This window comes from Microcoleus anatoxicus, from assembly GCF_042465725.1.
In the GTDB taxonomy this organism is placed as follows: domain Bacteria; phylum Cyanobacteriota; class Cyanobacteriia; order Cyanobacteriales; family Microcoleaceae; genus Microcoleus; species Microcoleus anatoxicus.
The window spans coordinates 1,841,656-1,858,459 of sequence record NZ_CP120853.1; the positions used below are offsets into that span (position 1 = coordinate 1,841,656).

General features: G+C 46.2%; 10 protein-coding genes. 5 read left to right on the forward strand and 5 right to left on the reverse strand.

From position 1 onward, the window contains the following. Window positions 1–135 precede the first annotated feature (135 nt). The 3 genes from P2A85_RS07930 to P2A85_RS07940 all read right to left on the reverse strand — a co-directional run bounded on the left by P2A85_RS07930 (window position 136) and on the right by P2A85_RS07940 (window position 8,475). Window positions 136–1,725, reverse strand: coding sequence for a glycoside hydrolase family 57 protein (locus P2A85_RS07930; protein WP_377478486.1), 1,590 nt, complete (start codon window positions 1,723–1,725; stop codon window positions 136–138). Window positions 1,726–1,830: 105 nt separating this feature from the next. Continuing rightward, entirely contained in the window at window positions 1,831–5,052 is a 3,222-nt protein-coding gene (locus P2A85_RS07935) for an EAL domain-containing protein (protein ID WP_377478488.1), read from the reverse strand. A 177-nt stretch (window positions 5,053–5,229) separates the two neighbouring features. Then, entirely contained in the window at window positions 5,230–8,475 is a 3,246-nt protein-coding gene (locus P2A85_RS07940) for a PAS domain S-box protein (protein WP_377478490.1), read from the reverse strand. Between the two features lie 698 nt (window positions 8,476–9,173). Here P2A85_RS07940 and gatB point away from each other — a divergent pair. From gatB to P2A85_RS07965, 5 genes are all read left to right on the forward strand, one after another. Continuing rightward, window positions 9,174–10,658, forward strand: coding sequence for an Asp-tRNA(Asn)/Glu-tRNA(Gln) amidotransferase subunit GatB (gatB, locus tag P2A85_RS07945; protein WP_377478492.1), 1,485 nt, complete (start codon window positions 9,174–9,176; stop codon window positions 10,656–10,658). Window positions 10,659–11,011: 353 nt separating this feature from the next. Further along, window positions 11,012–12,178: a pentapeptide repeat-containing protein gene (locus P2A85_RS07950; protein WP_377478494.1), complete on the forward strand. Its 1,167-nt coding sequence runs from the start codon at window positions 11,012–11,014 to the stop codon at window positions 12,176–12,178. 39 nt (window positions 12,179–12,217) lie between these two features. Further along, complete coding sequence (locus P2A85_RS07955) at window positions 12,218–12,805, forward strand: Uma2 family endonuclease (protein ID WP_377478496.1); 588 nt, start codon at window positions 12,218–12,220, stop codon at window positions 12,803–12,805. Between the two features lie 97 nt (window positions 12,806–12,902). Beyond that, window positions 12,903–13,538, forward strand: a complete 636-nt coding sequence (locus tag P2A85_RS07960) for a Uma2 family endonuclease (RefSeq protein ID WP_377478498.1) — start codon at window positions 12,903–12,905, stop codon at window positions 13,536–13,538. A gap of 111 nt (window positions 13,539–13,649) precedes the next feature. Beyond that, window positions 13,650–14,891 (forward strand): pentapeptide repeat-containing protein, encoded by a 1,242-nt coding sequence (locus P2A85_RS07965; RefSeq protein WP_377478500.1) that lies wholly within the window; start codon window positions 13,650–13,652, stop codon window positions 14,889–14,891. 942 nt (window positions 14,892–15,833) lie between these two features. Here P2A85_RS07965 and P2A85_RS07970 read toward each other — a convergent pair. Together P2A85_RS07970 and P2A85_RS07975 are read right to left on the reverse strand one after the other, a co-directional pair. Continuing rightward, window positions 15,834–16,214 (reverse strand): response regulator, encoded by a 381-nt coding sequence (locus P2A85_RS07970; protein ID WP_377481369.1) that lies wholly within the window; start codon window positions 16,212–16,214, stop codon window positions 15,834–15,836. Between the two features lie 176 nt (window positions 16,215–16,390). After that, complete coding sequence (locus tag P2A85_RS07975; RefSeq protein ID WP_377478502.1) at window positions 16,391–16,768, reverse strand: response regulator; 378 nt, start codon at window positions 16,766–16,768, stop codon at window positions 16,391–16,393. Window positions 16,769–16,804: the final 36 nt, after the last annotated feature.

Genomic DNA, 16,804 nt, shown 5'->3' on the forward strand with positions numbered 1-16,804 from the left:
TTATCTCCCTCTGTGTTCTCTGCGTTCTAGTAAGGTTAAATAATTCCGATGCAACGGTCAACGATAGGAATGGATGGCTGGATGGGGAGGAGTGTCCCCAGGCCCACAGACCCTGGGGACGAGTAATATAACTGTTTAAAGCGATCGATAAACGCGATAGTTGATTTCAGGGAAAATATTGTCAATTTCCTCAACTTTCTCCAACCAACCGGAATCGACTTTCCCTTCTTTTACTTCATCGTACAGTTTGTGAAAGCGCATTAAGTGCGATCGAGTCCGTCGCACCGCATAGGGGACCATTGTCCCTGTACGCATGATAAATGCCCAGTCAGAAGATTGAGCTAACAACACTTCCCGCGCCGCCTGATTCAAAGCACGAAACTGCAACTCATCTTCCGGTTCCATACTTCCTAATTCAATCATCCGTTCCGCAGCCTTGTGCAAATGCGGGTAAATCCAAGCATTCGTCTCATTCAACCAATACTCATGGAAACCCCGATATCCCCAACTAGATTGCGACGGGCGACAAACTTGTTGAGTCGGATTTCCGCGCAAATAATCGGCCAAATGCGTCATCTCGTAAGTGTTTTGATCGAACCAACTCTTGCGGAATAAGTAATCTAAGAACCAAGGCCCTTCGTACCACCAGTGACCGAAAAGTTCTGCGTCGTAGGGGGAAACTATAATCGGTGGGCGCTGCATGATGCCGTTCAGGTGCTCGACTTGGCGTTCGCGGTTGAAGGCGAAGTTGCTGGCGTGTTCGGCGGCTTTTTCCCTCGCCCAGTATGGATCGTATAACTGTTTGTCGCCTAAACCCAATCCGCGACCGGTGATTTTATGATACTTAATCCCGGTATTTTTCCGCTGACCGTTGGGCATGATGTAGGGTTTGATGTAGTCGTAATCAGCTTCCCAGCCCAAATCTTTGTAGAATTCCCGGTATTCTGCCGCGCCGGGATAGCCGACTTCCGATGACCAAACTTGCTGGGAAGATTCGTGATCTCGACCGAATACTGCTACTCCGCTTTCGGTGAAAATTGGGGCGTAGCTACCGTAGCGGGGGCGGGGGCGGGCGTAGAGGATGCCGTGGCCGTCTGTGAGGAAGTATCGTAGACCCGCGTCGGCTAACATTCGCTCTAAGCCTTCGTAGTAGGCGCATTCGGGTAGCCAAATGCCGTTGGGGCGACGGCCGAAGTTTTGTTCGTAGTTGTCGCAGGCTACTTGAATTTGTGCCCAAACTGCTTCTGGGTACATTTTCATCAGCGGTAAATAGCCGTGGGTGGCGCCACAGGTGATGATTTCGAGGTTGTTGGTGTCTTGGTGTTGTTTGAAGGCTGTGACTAAATCTCGATCGCACTTTTCCCAGAAATTGCGGACTTGAGAGAAATGGGTGGCGTAGTGTTCGGCTAAATAACGGAGGTGTCCGTTGCCGGCATTGTGCGACCTTTCCAGTTCGATTAATTCTTCGAGTTTTGCCAGGTGCTCGTCGAATCGGTCTTGTAGCAGGGGGTCGCGTAGCATAGCCACCAAGGGCGGTGTCATGCTCATGGTAATTTTAAAGTCGATGCCGTCGCGCTTTAGCCCTTCAAAGACTTGTAGTAGCGGAATGTAGGTTTCGGCGATCGCCTCAAACAGCCATTCTTCTTCTAAAACATAGTCGCTTTCGGGATGGCGGACAAAGGGTAGGTGGGCGTGGAGCACGAGGGCGAGGTAGCCAGTAGTCATAATTGTTTTGATCCAGCAGTTAATAAACTGACACGAGTTAGGAACTGTTTTACAATATCTTAAGATTTTATGTTGAAAGGGGAGCCATAAAGTGCTGTATTTTTTTTAATTGCCGTTTACGAGGGAGATCAATGTGACCAAATTCTGGTTTTCTTGTTGCTGTCGGATTAGAGTTGCTGCTGTTTGAGAGTCTAGAGGTTTTGAGAAAAAATATCCCTGGGCGTACTCACATTTTAACCCTTTGAGCAGGTCGAGCTGTGTGGCTTCTTCTACTCCCTCGGCTACTACGTCCATGCCTAAATTGTGCGATAAAGTAACGATCGATCTCACAATTTCTGTGGGGTCAATCTCTCCTTTGCTGATATCAAATTTTACTCCCATTCTGCTGACAAAAGAACGGTCTATTTTTAAGGTATTGGTCGGAAAGCGGTGCAGATAGGAGAGGGATGAATAGCCGGTACCGAAATCGTCGATGCACAGGTGTATGTTGCGGGATCTGAGTTCCACCAGCATGGCGGTAACTGATTCGGAATTTTCTATGAGTACGCTTTCTGTAATTTCTAGTTTTAAACTGCTGCCGTCTAGGTCACTTTCTTCTAGCACTTGGTCGATGTATTCAATTAAGTCTGGCTGAGAAAACTGTTTGACTGAAAGGTTGACGCTGACACTCAGGGGGGGGGTGCTGGGAAATAGCTGCTGCCACTGGTGGATTTGCTGGCAAGCTGTACGCAGCACCCAGCGGCCGAGGGGTACGATCAGTCCGGTTTCTTCGGCTACTGGGATGAATTCGGCTGGGGAAACTAATCCTCGTTCTGGATGCTGCCACCGCACTAAGGCTTCAAAACAGGTAATGGTGTTGGTGGCGATCGAGACTATCGGCTGGTAGTGAATAATAAACTGGGGCGCTGGTGACAAGGGAGGTAAGGAAGGTTTGGGGAATTTGAGACAGAGATCCGGTGTGGTGGAGTCTTCTGATGTTCTGTGTCCCCCAAGTTGCTCTTGTCCCTCATCTTCTGCTCTGGGGCGGTCTCGAATCGATTCCGCGGCGCGTCGCAGGTCGTTTTCTAGCTGCAATAGCCGCAAAGCGTGGGCGTGCATGGAACTGTTGAATACTTCGTGGCGGGCTCTGCCTAGTCCTTTGGCGCGGTACATGGCGGTGTCGGCGTCGCGCAGCAGATTTGTCGATTCGATGTATTCGACGGAACTCATGGCGATACCGATGCTGGCGGTGATGAATACTTCGTGTCCGTCTAGAACCACCGGAGCACTGATTCTCTGTTGGAGGCGATGGGCAATATTATTGGCTTCATTGATGCCGTCAATATCTTCTAGCAGGATGGCAAACTCGTCGCCTCCGAGGCGGGCCACTGTATCTCCCACCCGCAAACAGGTTTCTAAACGCCGCGCGCTGGCGATTAGCAGTTGGTCGCCGATGGCGTGGCCGAGGGAATCGTTGATTACTTTAAATCTATCTAAATCGAGAAACAGCACTGCAAATAAGTATTCTTTGCGTCTTTGGGCGAGTCTAAGATCGTGTTCGAGTCGATCGATAAATAGGGCTCGGTTGGGCAGTCCAGTCAGCCCGTCATGAAAGGCGTCGTGGAGTAGTTGTTCTTCGGCGAGTTTGCGCTTGGTGATGTCGTGGCAGTTGACTACTATTCCTTTGACTGCCGGATCGTGTAGCAAGTTGGTGGCTACTGCTTCTAAAACACACCATGAGCCGTTGCGGTGGCGGACTCGGTACTCGACAGGGGAGTCACTTGTCTTGGGGTTTTGAATTACTTTGTTGAGTGTTTCGGTAATCAGGGCTCCGTCTTCGGGATGAACGGTTTCAAAAACGCTTCGCCCGATCGTCTTTTGGGGTAAGTATCCTAAAATTCGCTTGACGGAAGGGCTGATGTAGCGAAATGTGCCTTCGCCGTCGAGAATGAGCGTGATGTCTGTAGCGTTTTCGATCAGGGATCGAAAACGCTGTTCGCTTTGACGCAGTGCTTCTTCTGCCTGTTTCCGTCCGCTGATGTCTAGGGCTACTCCGTCGATAATGATGTCGCCGTTTTCGTTTTTGGAAAACCGGGCGTTGTCTTGCACCCATTTCACCTCCCCGGTTTTCAAAATGATGCGGTATTGGCGATCGCACGGCTCTAGACTGGCACTGGATGCTGCTACGCTTTGGTCAAAGGAGTTTTTGTCTTCTGGATGAATGATTTCCATCAAGATTTCGGGACGCGCCATCACCTCGGATAGCTCGATGCCTGTCACTTCCCGCACCCCCGGACTGATGTAAGGCAGGGAAATCCTACCGTCGGGATGAATGATGATGCGGTAAACGGAGCCGGGGATGTTGGCTGCCATTGCTGCTAGCTGCTGCTGGATGCCACGGACTGCTGCTTCGGCGCGCTTGCGTTCTGCTAGTTCGGTTTGGGCTCGCTGATAGAGTTCGGCTTGGTGGATGGCGATCGCGCACTGATCTGCTATTGCTTTGACTAGGGATACTTCTTCTGCACTCCAACAACGGATGCGATCGCACTGGTAGAGGCAAATTCCTCCTAAAAATGACTGCTGGTAGAGCAGTGGTGCGATCGTCACTGCCTGAAACCCTACAATCTCTGCTGATGCTTGTAAAGACGGACAGAGCTTGGATAAGTCGTCGAGGGCTAGGGTTTCTCCTGCTGCGAGGGAGGAGCGGTAGTGTTCGGCAAAGTCGCAATGTAGCCCCACAAGCTCTTCTTTGTCTGCGGATTTGCTCATGTAGCGAATTATGATACCCCCGTCAGCATCTGGCTGCAAAATCCCGCAGCCGCTAGTTTCAAAAGCTTCATGGAGCTGATCTGCGGTGGTTTGTAGCACTTCGTCTAGCACTAGGGTTTCGCGCATGGCTTGGACAATGCGGTTGACGATCGCTTCTTTCTGAGCTTGTCGTTGAATTTTGGCGATCGCTTCTTGTCGCTGGGCGCGAATTTGATATTCTTGGAGCGATCTTTCTAATATTGTTGGCAGTCTAAATAATCTACTTTTTAATAAGTAATCGGTCATGCCTGATTTGATGCACTCAACTGCCGCCTCTTCTCCCAAGCTTCCTGTGACTAAAATAAAAGGGATGTTCCGATCTAATTCCTGCATCATTTTCAACAAGTCTAAACCGTTGAAACCGGGTAGCCTGTAATCCGACAATACAGCATCGTATTTTTTGCCATTTTGGAGCAGTTCTCTACACTCTTTTGCCGTTTGAGCTGTGTCAAATGTAAATTTTATTCCTCCTGTTTCTAAGGCGATTACCACTAATTCTATATCTTCGGCCATGTCTTCGACAATCAATAAATTTAACATAGCTTTTGGGGATTTATTTAGTAAATTATGATGAAATATTATAGCAATCTTAAATGATTTGTGAACTTCTCTTTATGTTCTCTGTGCTTTTGCTTTGCATCCTGTGGTACTGCTTTAAAAAATCTTGTTTACAAATGAAATAAGAGCGTCCTAGACAGGAGAAAAGGTTGAGACTGTTTAATTGAGTTTAAAGTAAAATGTTGCTCCTCGATCGGGTGTGCTTTGGGCCCAAATTGTACCGCCGTGGCGATGAATAATCCGCCAGGCGATCGCTAAACCAATGCCGGTACCTTCAAATTCTCTCTGGGAGTGCAATCTCCCAAAGGCTGCAAACAGTCGATCGGCATATTCCATCTCAAAACCGACACCATTATCCTTGACAAAAATCGTTCCATCTGGTAAAGCATCAATAACTATTGTAGCTGGATTGCGTCCGCGACTAAACTTGACTGCATTGCTAATCAAGTTGCTGAACACCTGTTGGAGTAAGGTAGGATCTCCCGTCACCACAGGTAAATCTCCGATTTCAAATTCAACGGTTTGGGGAGTTTGCGTCAAATCTGTGACTGTTCTGGGTTGAGCCAATTTAATCGCAGTTTGTACCAACTCGGTGAGGTCGATCGGAATTTGGATTAACTCGGTGCGCCCTACCCGCGAAAGTGCTAGCAAACCGTCAATCAACAGACTCATTTTTTGGCTACTGTCATCAATTACTTGCAGATAATGAACTATTTTACGATCGCCCAGAACATCCATTGATTGTAGTCGCTGTTTCAAGGCGTTGACAAAACCTGAAATGTGTCGCAAAGGAGCGCGCAAGTCGTGGGAAACAGAGTAAGAGAAAGATTCTAGTTCTTGATTGGCAAATTCTAATTGCTCTGTGCGTTCTGAGAGAGCTTTTTTGGTTTCAACCAACTCAGTTATATCGCGAGAAGTCCCAATTAAAGCATAAATTTCGCCTCCGGGATTTTTGAGGGGAATTTTCAAGGTATCATAGTAATGAGTCCGCCCTTCCAAGTTCAATTCTTCCTGTAAATGTAAAGTTTCACCAGATTCAAATACTTGCATATTTTCTCCATAAAACTTTTCGGATAGCTCTGGTGGAAAACATTCAAAAACAGTTTTTCCTTGCATCTCTCTTGTACTTTGAAATCCCGCCATTTTTGCCAGAGATTGGTTAACAAAAGGCTGACGCATATTTTCGCGTTCTACAACAAAAATGCGATCGGGTAAAGCATCAAAAAAAGTTTCTAGTTCAGCAGTACGCTGGGCGACTTGAGATTCTAAAGTTTCGTTAAGTTCTTTGAGTTCGGCTTCCGCTCGTTTGCGTTCAGTGATATCTTGACCTATGCCGATACATTTCCCGTCGGAAAGACGAATATTTGCCCATGAAGTGTCAATAATGCGCCCATCTCTCACTCTAGTTTTAAAGTCCCCCCATTTCTTATTGGCTGCTTGGATTTCATCCAAAACGTATTGGCGGTATTCTGGCTGGGGATAAAATTCGGCAAAGATATCGCGGCCTTTCATTGCTTCACAACTCCAGCCGAGCACTTGTTCCCAGTATCGGTTTACCCACTCTATTTCACCACTGTCGCCCAAGAATGCGAGCATGACTGGTACGTTGTCGAAGATAGTTTGCAGCAGTTCTTTTTGTTGTTTTAATGATTCTTCGGCTTGTTTGCGATCGCTGATATCGAGTACAGAGCCGATAACTTGCTTAATTTGTCCGTCTGGGGTTCTTTTAAAGATTGTAGAGCGATCGTGTACCCAACGCCATTCCCCATTTTTATGTTGGATTCTGTAGTCTATATCATCTGTTTCGTGAATGTTTGTGCTGTTTGCTAGCCGCTCAATACCAGCTATTAATTTTGACATATCGTCAGGATGAATTAAGGTGGATAGGGCTGCATTACCCATTTTTTGCAACTCTTCTGAAGAGTAGCCAAATATAGATAATGCTGCTTGATTTGCATAAATATTTTTCTTTTCTAATACATCATAAATGTAAAGGTAATTGGGAATAGTTTTTAGGATACTTTCCAAAAGTTCTTGATGTTTTTTCAGCTCGGCTTCTGCCTGTTTTCGCTGAGTTAAGTCCAGCACAAAACTGACACCAAACTGCTGAGAATCTTCGGAAAATGCCGCCCCCAGCAGGACATGAACGCGACTGCCGTCTCCTCGGATGTATTCTTTTTCAAAGGGAGTAGCTTTGCTGGTGACTTTTAGTTCTGCTACTTTTGCTTCGTCTTGGGTGCGATATTCTGGTGGTGTAATTTTTTGCCAGTTCAATTTTCTGCTTTGCAGGTCTTCTCGCGGGTATCCAATCATATTTAAGAAAGCATCGTTTGCATCTGTAATTTCACCGTGTATATCCCAAAAAAAGATGCCGATCATGTTAGATTCAACAACGTGCCTAAATTTAGCTTCACTTTGTCGCAACTGGGCTTCTACTTGTTTGAGATCTGTGATGTCGCGGGCGATGCCTAGGACTGTTTCTACGGTATTATTTTGAGTGAATTCGGGAATTACTCGACATTGATAATATTTTTTGCCTGCGGGAGTAGGAAAGTCAAATTCTATGGTTTCTGGTTGACAGGTGCGGAAAACTTTCAGACAAGCTTGGTCCCACAGATTGCAAAGTTGGGGGGACATTCCTAATTCTTTATTACTTTTGCCGATAAATTCTGAAGCTGGTTTTCCGGTGGCTCGTTGGACTTCTTTGTTGACGTAAAGGTGGCGCAATTCTCGATCGAACCGCGCGATGGTATCGGTGGCATTTTCGGCGATCGCACTGAAAGCTTCTTCCCGCCTGCGCAGTTCTTCTTGAGTGCGGTGACGTTCAGTGACATCTAGGGCAAAGGAGATAATGGAAACGACTTTTCCTTCTGCATCTGTCTGTGCTGAATTGTTCCATTCACAGTGAATTACCGCTCCATCTTTAGTGTAGTTGCGGTTGTGGCAACTATTGCGGGGTTCGCGACCCTCTAAGAGTTTATTTGTGACTGAGTTGACTAGCTCTAAATCCGCTTCATACACTATTGATAATTCCTCAAAGTTTTTGCCGATTACTTCTGCGGTTTTCCAGCCAAATATGCGTTCTGCCCCGGCTGACCACTGAACGATCCGAAATTGGCAATCCCATTCTAAAACAGCCATCTGTGAGTTGTCTAGGTGAAACTCCAGTCGCGACGTGGCTTGTTTCATTTTGGTTTTTAACTCCTGGCGCAGTTGCTTGACTGTGGCAAGTCGCTCGCCTATTCTCTGTGAATATTCGGGACTGATTTGCCCTATTAGATCGATAGTTTTTGCTGTTTCTGCTTCTAATTCTTCCCAAGCTATTTCTAGGGATGATTCCGCCTGCTCTAGCTCAGTGATGCTGTTGGGAAACAGTGTGGCACTTCCGACAGGAATTTCAGGCATATTTTTGATGTTTAGGGAAGTGTTACTTTTTGGTCATCAATTAATAATTTAAATAATAAATTTAAACTTACTCTTAAATTTTACATTTTTAATCATTAATTGAACCCCTTAACCAGGCACTGGCTACAGGGTGCACTCGCCTAGTGGTCGGCAATTGCGGTTTGCGAGGCTGAACTTCCCCTAGCAACGCCTTACCAGTGGCTGAGTCTGAAAAATCTTAACATATCTTTACAAAAAGTGGTGAGGGAGCTGGGGGCGATCGAAAAGTTGTGGGCGCGAGTTGTGCTTGAGCTCTGGTGCATCGCTTTGGTTAATCAAAAGCTAAAATAAAGTTTAAACTGAATTAAGCTATGGCGCGCATTACCCCGTGGGGCGATGGAAAGAACAATTAATCGATCGCGGTTGGCTAAATCGTGAAAGCTTACCAAGGGATAACCGCTCCCATGCTCCCGTTGAAGTAAGAAGCAAATGTCGAGACAAGTCTTGGATTTGTCTAGCAGCAAACTATTATGCGTACAGGATTGTGCAGCTTGAGATGGTAATTGTCAAGCTTGAAAGTCGATCGAAAAAGTACCTCACGCTAAACAATCCCCAGGTGGTAATAGAAAAAAAAAGATTGACTGTGGTTAAAACCACCCGCGTCCTTTCCCTCCTTCGCTCTCACAACTCGCACTTTTTCTCACTTACCGAACTTTTTTATGACTGTTGCTGCAAAAGTTAAAACTGAGTACGAAGCCGTTATTGGTTTGGAAACTCACTGCCAATTGAGTACGAAGACTAAAATTTTTTCGAGTTCTTCCACAGAATTTGGTGGTGTTCCCAACACTAATATTGACCCAATTTGTATGGGAATGCCCGGAGTGTTGCCTGTCTTAAATGAGAAAGTGCTGGAGTATGCGGTGAAAGCAGGGCTGGCTCTGCACTGTGAAATCGCACCTTACAGTAAGTTCGATCGCAAGCAATACTTCTACCCGGATTTGCCGAAAAATTATCAAATTTCTCAGTTTGATTTGCCGATCGCCACTAATGGTTGGCTCGAAATTGAATTGGTTGATGAAGCAGGGAATTCGACTCGCAAAAAAATCGGGATCACTCGCTTGCACATGGAAGAAGATGCGGGAAAATTGGTACACGGTGGCAGCGATCGACTCAGCGGTTCTACTTATTCCATGGTAGATTACAACCGCGCCGGTGTGCCTTTAATCGAAATTGTCTCGGAACCAGATTTGCGATCGGGCGCTGAAGCTGCGGAATACGGTCAAGAATTGCGCCGGATCGTCCGCTATATTGGTGTGGGTGACGGGAATATGCAGGAAGGTTCCCTGCGCTGCGATGTGAATATTTCGGTGCGCCCGGTGGGTAGGAAAGAGTTCGGCACGAAAGTGGAAATTAAAAATATGAACTCTTTTAATGCGATCGAACGGGCGATCGATTATGAGATCGAGCGGCAAATTGAAGCTTTGGAAAACGGCGAAACCATATTCCAAGAAACGCGACTTTGGGATGAAAACAAACAGTGTACTTTTAGTATGCGGATGAAGGAAGGGGCAAGCGATTACCGCTATTTCCCGGAACCGGATTTGCCTCCGATCGAGGTTTCGAGGGCTCAGTTGGCAGATTGGCAAGCTCAATTGCCAGAATTGCCGGCAATAAAGCGCGATCGCTATGAAACTGAACTGAGTCTTTCTCCCTATGATGCGCGGGTGTTGACGGATGACAAAGCAGTAGCAGAGTATTTTGAGGAGGCGATCGCCGCTGGTGCTGCGCCTAAGCAAGCTGCCAATTGGGTGATGGGCGATATCACTGCTTATCTCAAAAACGAACAACTGGCGATCGGCGAAATTCCTTTCAAACCAGATAATTTGGCCGAACTGCTGAAGCTAATTGAGGCTGGCACGATCAGTGGCAAAATCGCTAAGGATATTTTACCGGAGTTGCTAGCCAAGGGCGGTTCTCCGCAACAGTTGGTTGAGAGCAAGGGTTTGATCCAAATTTCCGATACTGGTGCGATCGATCGGGCGATCGATGCAGTTTTGGCAGCCAATCCCAAGGAGCTCGAACAGTACCGGGCGGGCAAAACTAAGCTGTTGGGCTTTTTTGTCGGCAAGGTGATGAAGGAGACTGGTGGTAGGGCAGATCCCAAATTGACCAATGAGTTGCTAGCCAACAAGCTCAACGGCTAAAGCACTTAGTCCCAAATAATTCTTCAACCCGCGCAGGCGGGTTTTGTTTGTGTAGCCGCGGTTTGTAACCGCCGGGGCTGATAAATATTTTGATTTTTTCAAGAAAGGGGGTTGACCCCTCATTGCAGACATGATATATTATGTTATGTAGATGCACCCTGATGGCAAGGAGAGTCGCTTAGGCGACTCTCTATTTTTTGGCAATTTTTCTCTTTTGGCTTTTTTTTGCAGCGACAGGGATGGGGGAAAGGGGTTACAGGAAAGTAGCCTACCCATGACTAATTACCGATTACTGATGACCAATTAGGGACTAATATCGACTTTAGTTAAAAATTTCACTAATTTTGATAATTATGACCCCACAAGCTAATGACCTAATCAAACAGGGAATTTCCCAATATCAGGCACGGGAATTTGAGGCCGCCCTGGAATCTTGGGGAGAGGCGTTGAGGCTGTATCGGGAAATCGATGACAAACGTCGATCGGGTGCGGCGCTGGGAAATATGGGAGTTGCTTATGAAGCCCTGGGAGATTTGGCGCGTGCGATCGACTGCTATCAACAGCATTTGGTGTTAGCGCGGGAAATTGGCGATCGCCGCGGTGAGGCGAATGCTTTGGGCAATTTGGGCAATGCTTGCTGTGCTCAGTCGAACTTTGACGGTGCGATTGAATACCAGCAGCAGCGTTTGGCGATCGCCCGCGAAACGGGAGACAATCGCGGGGAAGAAGAAGCTTTGGGTAATTTGGCCTTAGCTTTCGATGCCAAAGGAGATTTGCCTGGTGCGCTCCAGTGCTATCATCAGCAGTTGGAGCTCGCCCGCGCGATCGCAGACGATCGCATTGAACGCCACGCCCTCAAGAATTTGAAGCTAGCTTACAAGTATTTAGCAAATTACGAGCAAGCTAACTACTACCGACAGCAACAATTGGCGATCGTGCGACAACTATTTTTAAGTCAGCAAAATAACGATTTTGTACAACTTGCAGAAATGGTTGGTTTGAATCCGGTGGAAGATTTTGCCGGAGAAGATTTAAGCAATTTTGATTTGCAATATGCTGATTTTGCCGGAGCAAATTTGCGGAATGCAAACCTCAGCGGTGTTAATTTTACCCTAGCAGATCTCAGCGGTGCTTTACTGAGTGGTGCTCTGTTAATTAATGCTACTTTATGCAATGCTAATTTGCGTGATAGCGAACTCAATGATGCTGATTTAAGCGGTGCTGATTTGCGGACAAAGTTGCCACGGGCTAATTTGGCAAATGCCAATTTAACTAACGCAAATTTGAGCAGTGCTTATTTACCCAATGCGAATTTGGCTGATGCCAACTTGCAGGGTGCTGATTTCCGAAATTCTGATATGAGCGGTGTTAATTTGAGCGGTGCAAATTTGAATGGCGCTGATTTGAGCCGTGCGGATTTGAAAAATATTGTGGTAAAAAATGCCAAGTTTGCTGGTTGTTTGGGTATTTCTGAGGGGGTAAAAATTGAGTTAATGGAGGGTGGCGGAATTTTTGAGTAGAATAGATAGTATTGGTAATTGTAGAGGGTCAGAAGAGCTATGACTGCTGTAACTGCAAAACGATTCTCGATCGCCGAATATCACCGTTTGGCAGAACTGGGATTTTTTGAGTCCGATAACCGATTTGAATTGATTCGCGGAGAAATTATCAAAATGGCTGCTAAAGGTAGGTTTCACTCGGTTTGTAACTCCCGGCTGTTTGGAAAATTGTATTCCCTGCTAGAAGACAGAGCGATTGTGCGCGGTCAGGAACCGATTATTTTGTCTGCTGATAGCGAACCAGAGCCTGATGTTGCGATCGCCCGCAATCGCTCTGATGATTATTTATCTTCTCACCCGGAGCCTGCTGATATTTTGTTGGTAATTGAGGTTTCTGATTCTACCTTGAAATACGACAGGAAAACCAAATTATCTCTCTATGCTGAATCGGGAATTTCTGATTATTGGATATTTAATTTGGTAGATATTCAACTGGAAATGCACACCGAACCTTATCAGAAACAAAGAGGTGGTTTCGATTATCGAGTCAAACGAGTGGTTTTGCCGAATGAGGTTGTGGTAATTCCGGGTTTCCCAGATTTGTCTCTCGATTTATCTGCGGTATTTCCGGCGCAGATGGGTGAGTGAAGGTGAGGAGTGCGTAGGCCGGGGCCGGGGCGTAGCCATCGCCCGGATTGATGATATGATGCAAAAGTGCGATTGAACTCTTCACCAAAGTAGCACTATGACTGCTCAAACTCTCGCTCGGCAAGAACAAATCGTCCAGCTATCGGGTATCAGTTGGCAAACCTACGAAACTTTGCTTGCCGAAATTGGCGATCGGCCAATTCGACTGACATATAATCGTGGCAATTTGAAAATTATGGTACCTTCTCCTGAACACGAACGTTTCAAAACAATAATGGGTCGATTTGTGGAAACCTTAGCGGAAGAATTAGATGTAAAAATTGAACCTCTTGGCTCTACCACATTCAAGCGTCCTGAACTTAGCGGTGCAGAACCTGATGAATGTTTTTATATCCAGAATATTAGTGCAATTAAAGGCAAAAAAAGACTCGATATGAGTCAAGATCCGCCACCGGATTTAGTGGTGGAAATTGATATTACCAGTAGTTCGGAAAATAGCTTGCAGGTTTATGCCGATCTGGGAGTGCCGGAAGTTTGGATTTATAATGGATCGCGGCTCAAAATCAACAGATTGGAAAATCAAAGGTATGTTGAGTGCGATCGCAGTTTAGCATTTCCGAGTGTGGCTGTTTTAGAGATTGTCAGATTTCTGGAACAGGCGGAAACAATGGATTATTTGGAATTAGTCAAAGCATTTCGGATTTGGGTAAAAAGCCAAATTCAGCAAAACTAAGGAATCCCAGATAAAATTTAAAAAAATTTACAACTTAAACAGACCCAAAAAGGCTGTGTTGTGATAAATTAGAGATTATAAAGTAATTTAAATCTAAACTACAGGCTGCTAGTGCCAGCAATTCTACCCGATATGCGATCGCTACATCACAACAAATACCCAGACTGCTTGTGGATGCAATTAGAAGCAGTTCCGATTCAGAAGAGTGCAACCGAGCTCCAGCACCTCAATCTTTACTTGAGCATCAATTTTAACGAACATTGGCAACCGCTGCTAGGCGGGCGAGTCAAATTTGGACTGCAAGGAGGTACGCTCAAGCTAAATTTGAAAAACTGCGAAATTCCCCTAGCATCGCGTCAATTAGTCGGCGATTTAAACCTAGATGCAGCCGTCGAAACTCAGCCAATTCAAAACAGTATAGAAATTTTAGTGGCCGAAAATCTACCGGAAATTAGAGACGACCAGAACCCCAATAAAATCGCACAACAAATAGACGAAACTGACGGCACTTCCTGTCACGTTTCAACAATAGGCGACGATACAAGTCCAGCTTGGGTTTTTGAGTTGGAACGAGGAAAGCCAGTCTTAAAAGGCTTGCTAACCAGTGCTAAATTGGGAGAAATTACAGCCACTAACTACCGTATTGATGCTACATTTGAAGTGACAAAAGAAGATATTCATATCACAGATGCTGAGGGTTTGTGGCCGCACGACATCACCCCAAATCAACATTCGGTTTTAGAAAGAATATTGACAGTACATCTGCAAGCAAATCAACTCCAACCTGCTCTCAGTTGGGCGCTATTGTGCTGCGATTCATCGGCGGTTGAAAAAGGCGAGGAGGCATTCTTCTCTCAGTCATCAGCCGAATTGCAGGAAATGGTCGATCGCATTATCTCCGCGAAAACCGACGATTTTGCGGAGTTGGCAAAAATCGCCAATCTCAATCCAGCACAGGATTTCGCGGGCGCTAACCTACGCGGAACTACGTTGAGTGCCGTTGATTTTAGTAGTGCAAATCTCGATCGGGCAAATTTCCGGGGTGCAGACTTAAGCGACGCCGATTTCAGCGACGCCAACCTGCAAAATGCCAAATTCAGCGGTGCAGATTTGAGTGGCGCTTTCCTAGGAAATGCAGATTTGAAGGGTGCAGATTTGCACAAAGCAAGTCTAGCTTTAGCTAATCTGGGCGGTGCGAATTTGTGCAATGCAAATTTGGTAGAAGTCAACCTAACAAATGCGAATCTGAGCGGTGCGAATGTCGAGTCAGCCAGATTCGGGAATAATTCAGGAATTTCCGAGGAGATGCAGGTGAATTTACAGCAGCGGGGAGCAATTTTTGAGGAAGTTTAGTCGCTAAGTGCGATCGAGCTTTCATCCATCCGCCTCTATTGTGGCACGGGCGTCGGGCCTGTTCGATGAAAGTGAACAGTTAAACTACCGCTAATGAAGACTGTTGTCTCTTAATCCCTAGGCTTGTAACTAAATTTCTAGATCGCACTGAACCGTAGCTGTTAAGATGGTAAACAGGCATTTCTTGCCAACACTGACGACAAAACCAGTAGACTTGACTCTGGCGAACGTGGCGGAGCATTTGATTCGAGCAGCAGGGACAGCCTGTCATAAAAACCTCTATTTAAAAAAAAGTGTATTTCTCTCTTGTTGCCAAGTGCTGTAACCTGGGTTGAAGCACCACTTCTATGAATCTAGAGGTAAGAAATAAAGATTTGGTAAAGAATACAAGGTTTTTAAGAAATTGATTCAAATCTTAATTTTTCGTAAGAATAGTCAGAAGATTTTTGGAACCAACTAATATCATTTCCGTTTGCATCGGAATTATTAGTAACCAAAATTAGGAGACGGCAGTGCCCATTAGTGTCAACTTAGGCCTGAAACCCTTGAGAAATCTCGTTTATATCCGAGTCCAGATCCCCCTAAATCCCCACCCCCCCCTAGCCCCCCCACCCCCCCCTGCCCCCCCCAAGGGGGGATGGGGGAAGGGGGACTTTGAGAAGACTCCTGTCCCCCCCTTCTTGCTCCCCTCCTCGGAGGGGCTGGGGGTGGGTTCTCTTTGCTAGGGGGGATCTAAGTTTAATAGTCAAACAACAGTCTCTGACTGGATTTGACCTTAAGTTGACACCAATGGGCAGTGCCGTGTCCCTACCCAAAATAACATTGTAGGGACACGGCACTGCCGTCTCCTCTATTATTCCGGTGCAACCGGAATTGATATCAGTTGTCAGGAATTGGTAAAGATTCAGCGAGCTTTACCAAATTTCACAAAGATTATTAAAGTCAATCTTCCCATCCCAAAATCTTTGCCACTTCTTCCTTCAGGGTGATGGCTGCGAATGGTTTGGGAATTACCCCGGTAACGCCCATCTTGGCAAATTTGGTCCGATCGCTCGGCAAGACTTTCGCTGTCAGCAGAATCACCGGAATCGATCGCGTCATCGGATTGGACTGGAGGCGATCGTACACAGCAATCCCATCCATTCCCGGCATTGATACATCCAGCAAAATCGCTGATGGTCGTTCTGTTTCTAGGATTTGTAAACATTCTTTTCCTGATGCGGCCACCAGGGTGTTCCATCCCGCGAGGTCTTCCAGGCACACCTTTACCAGTTCCCGGAGGTGTTCTTGATCGTCAACGATCAGAATTTGCTTGCCTATCATCTTGTTTTCGTGCAGGAGAGTCCCATCACAATTAACCACTTCCAAAGCATTCATTTAGGTCTGCTCCTACTATGCAAAGAGCTTTTAACTGCATAACAAGAGGCTAGATAGCAACGGTAAGGAATTGGTAAAGATTCAGTATTTGTTACAAAATTTCACAAAGATTGTTAAAGTAATTAATCCCATCCCAAAATGTCTGCGACTTCTGCTGTCAGGGTGGTGGGTTGGATCGGTTTGGGAATTACCCCGGTAACGCCCATCTCGGCAAATTTAGCCCGATCGCTCGGCAACACTTTCGCTGTCAGCAGAATCACTGGAATCGATCGCGTCATCGGATTGGACTGGAGGCGATCGTACACGGCAACCCCATCCATCCCAGGCATAGATACATCCAACAAAATAGCGCTAGGTCGTTCGGTTTTGAGTATTTCCAAACATTGCTCTCCCGATCTGGCCACCAGGGTATCCCATCCTCCTAAATCTTCTAGGCACGCCTGCACCAGTTCCCGGAGGTGTTCATCATCATCAACAACTAGAATTCGTCTGTCTATCATGGGATTTGGGATTTGAGATTTGGGATTTTGAATTGA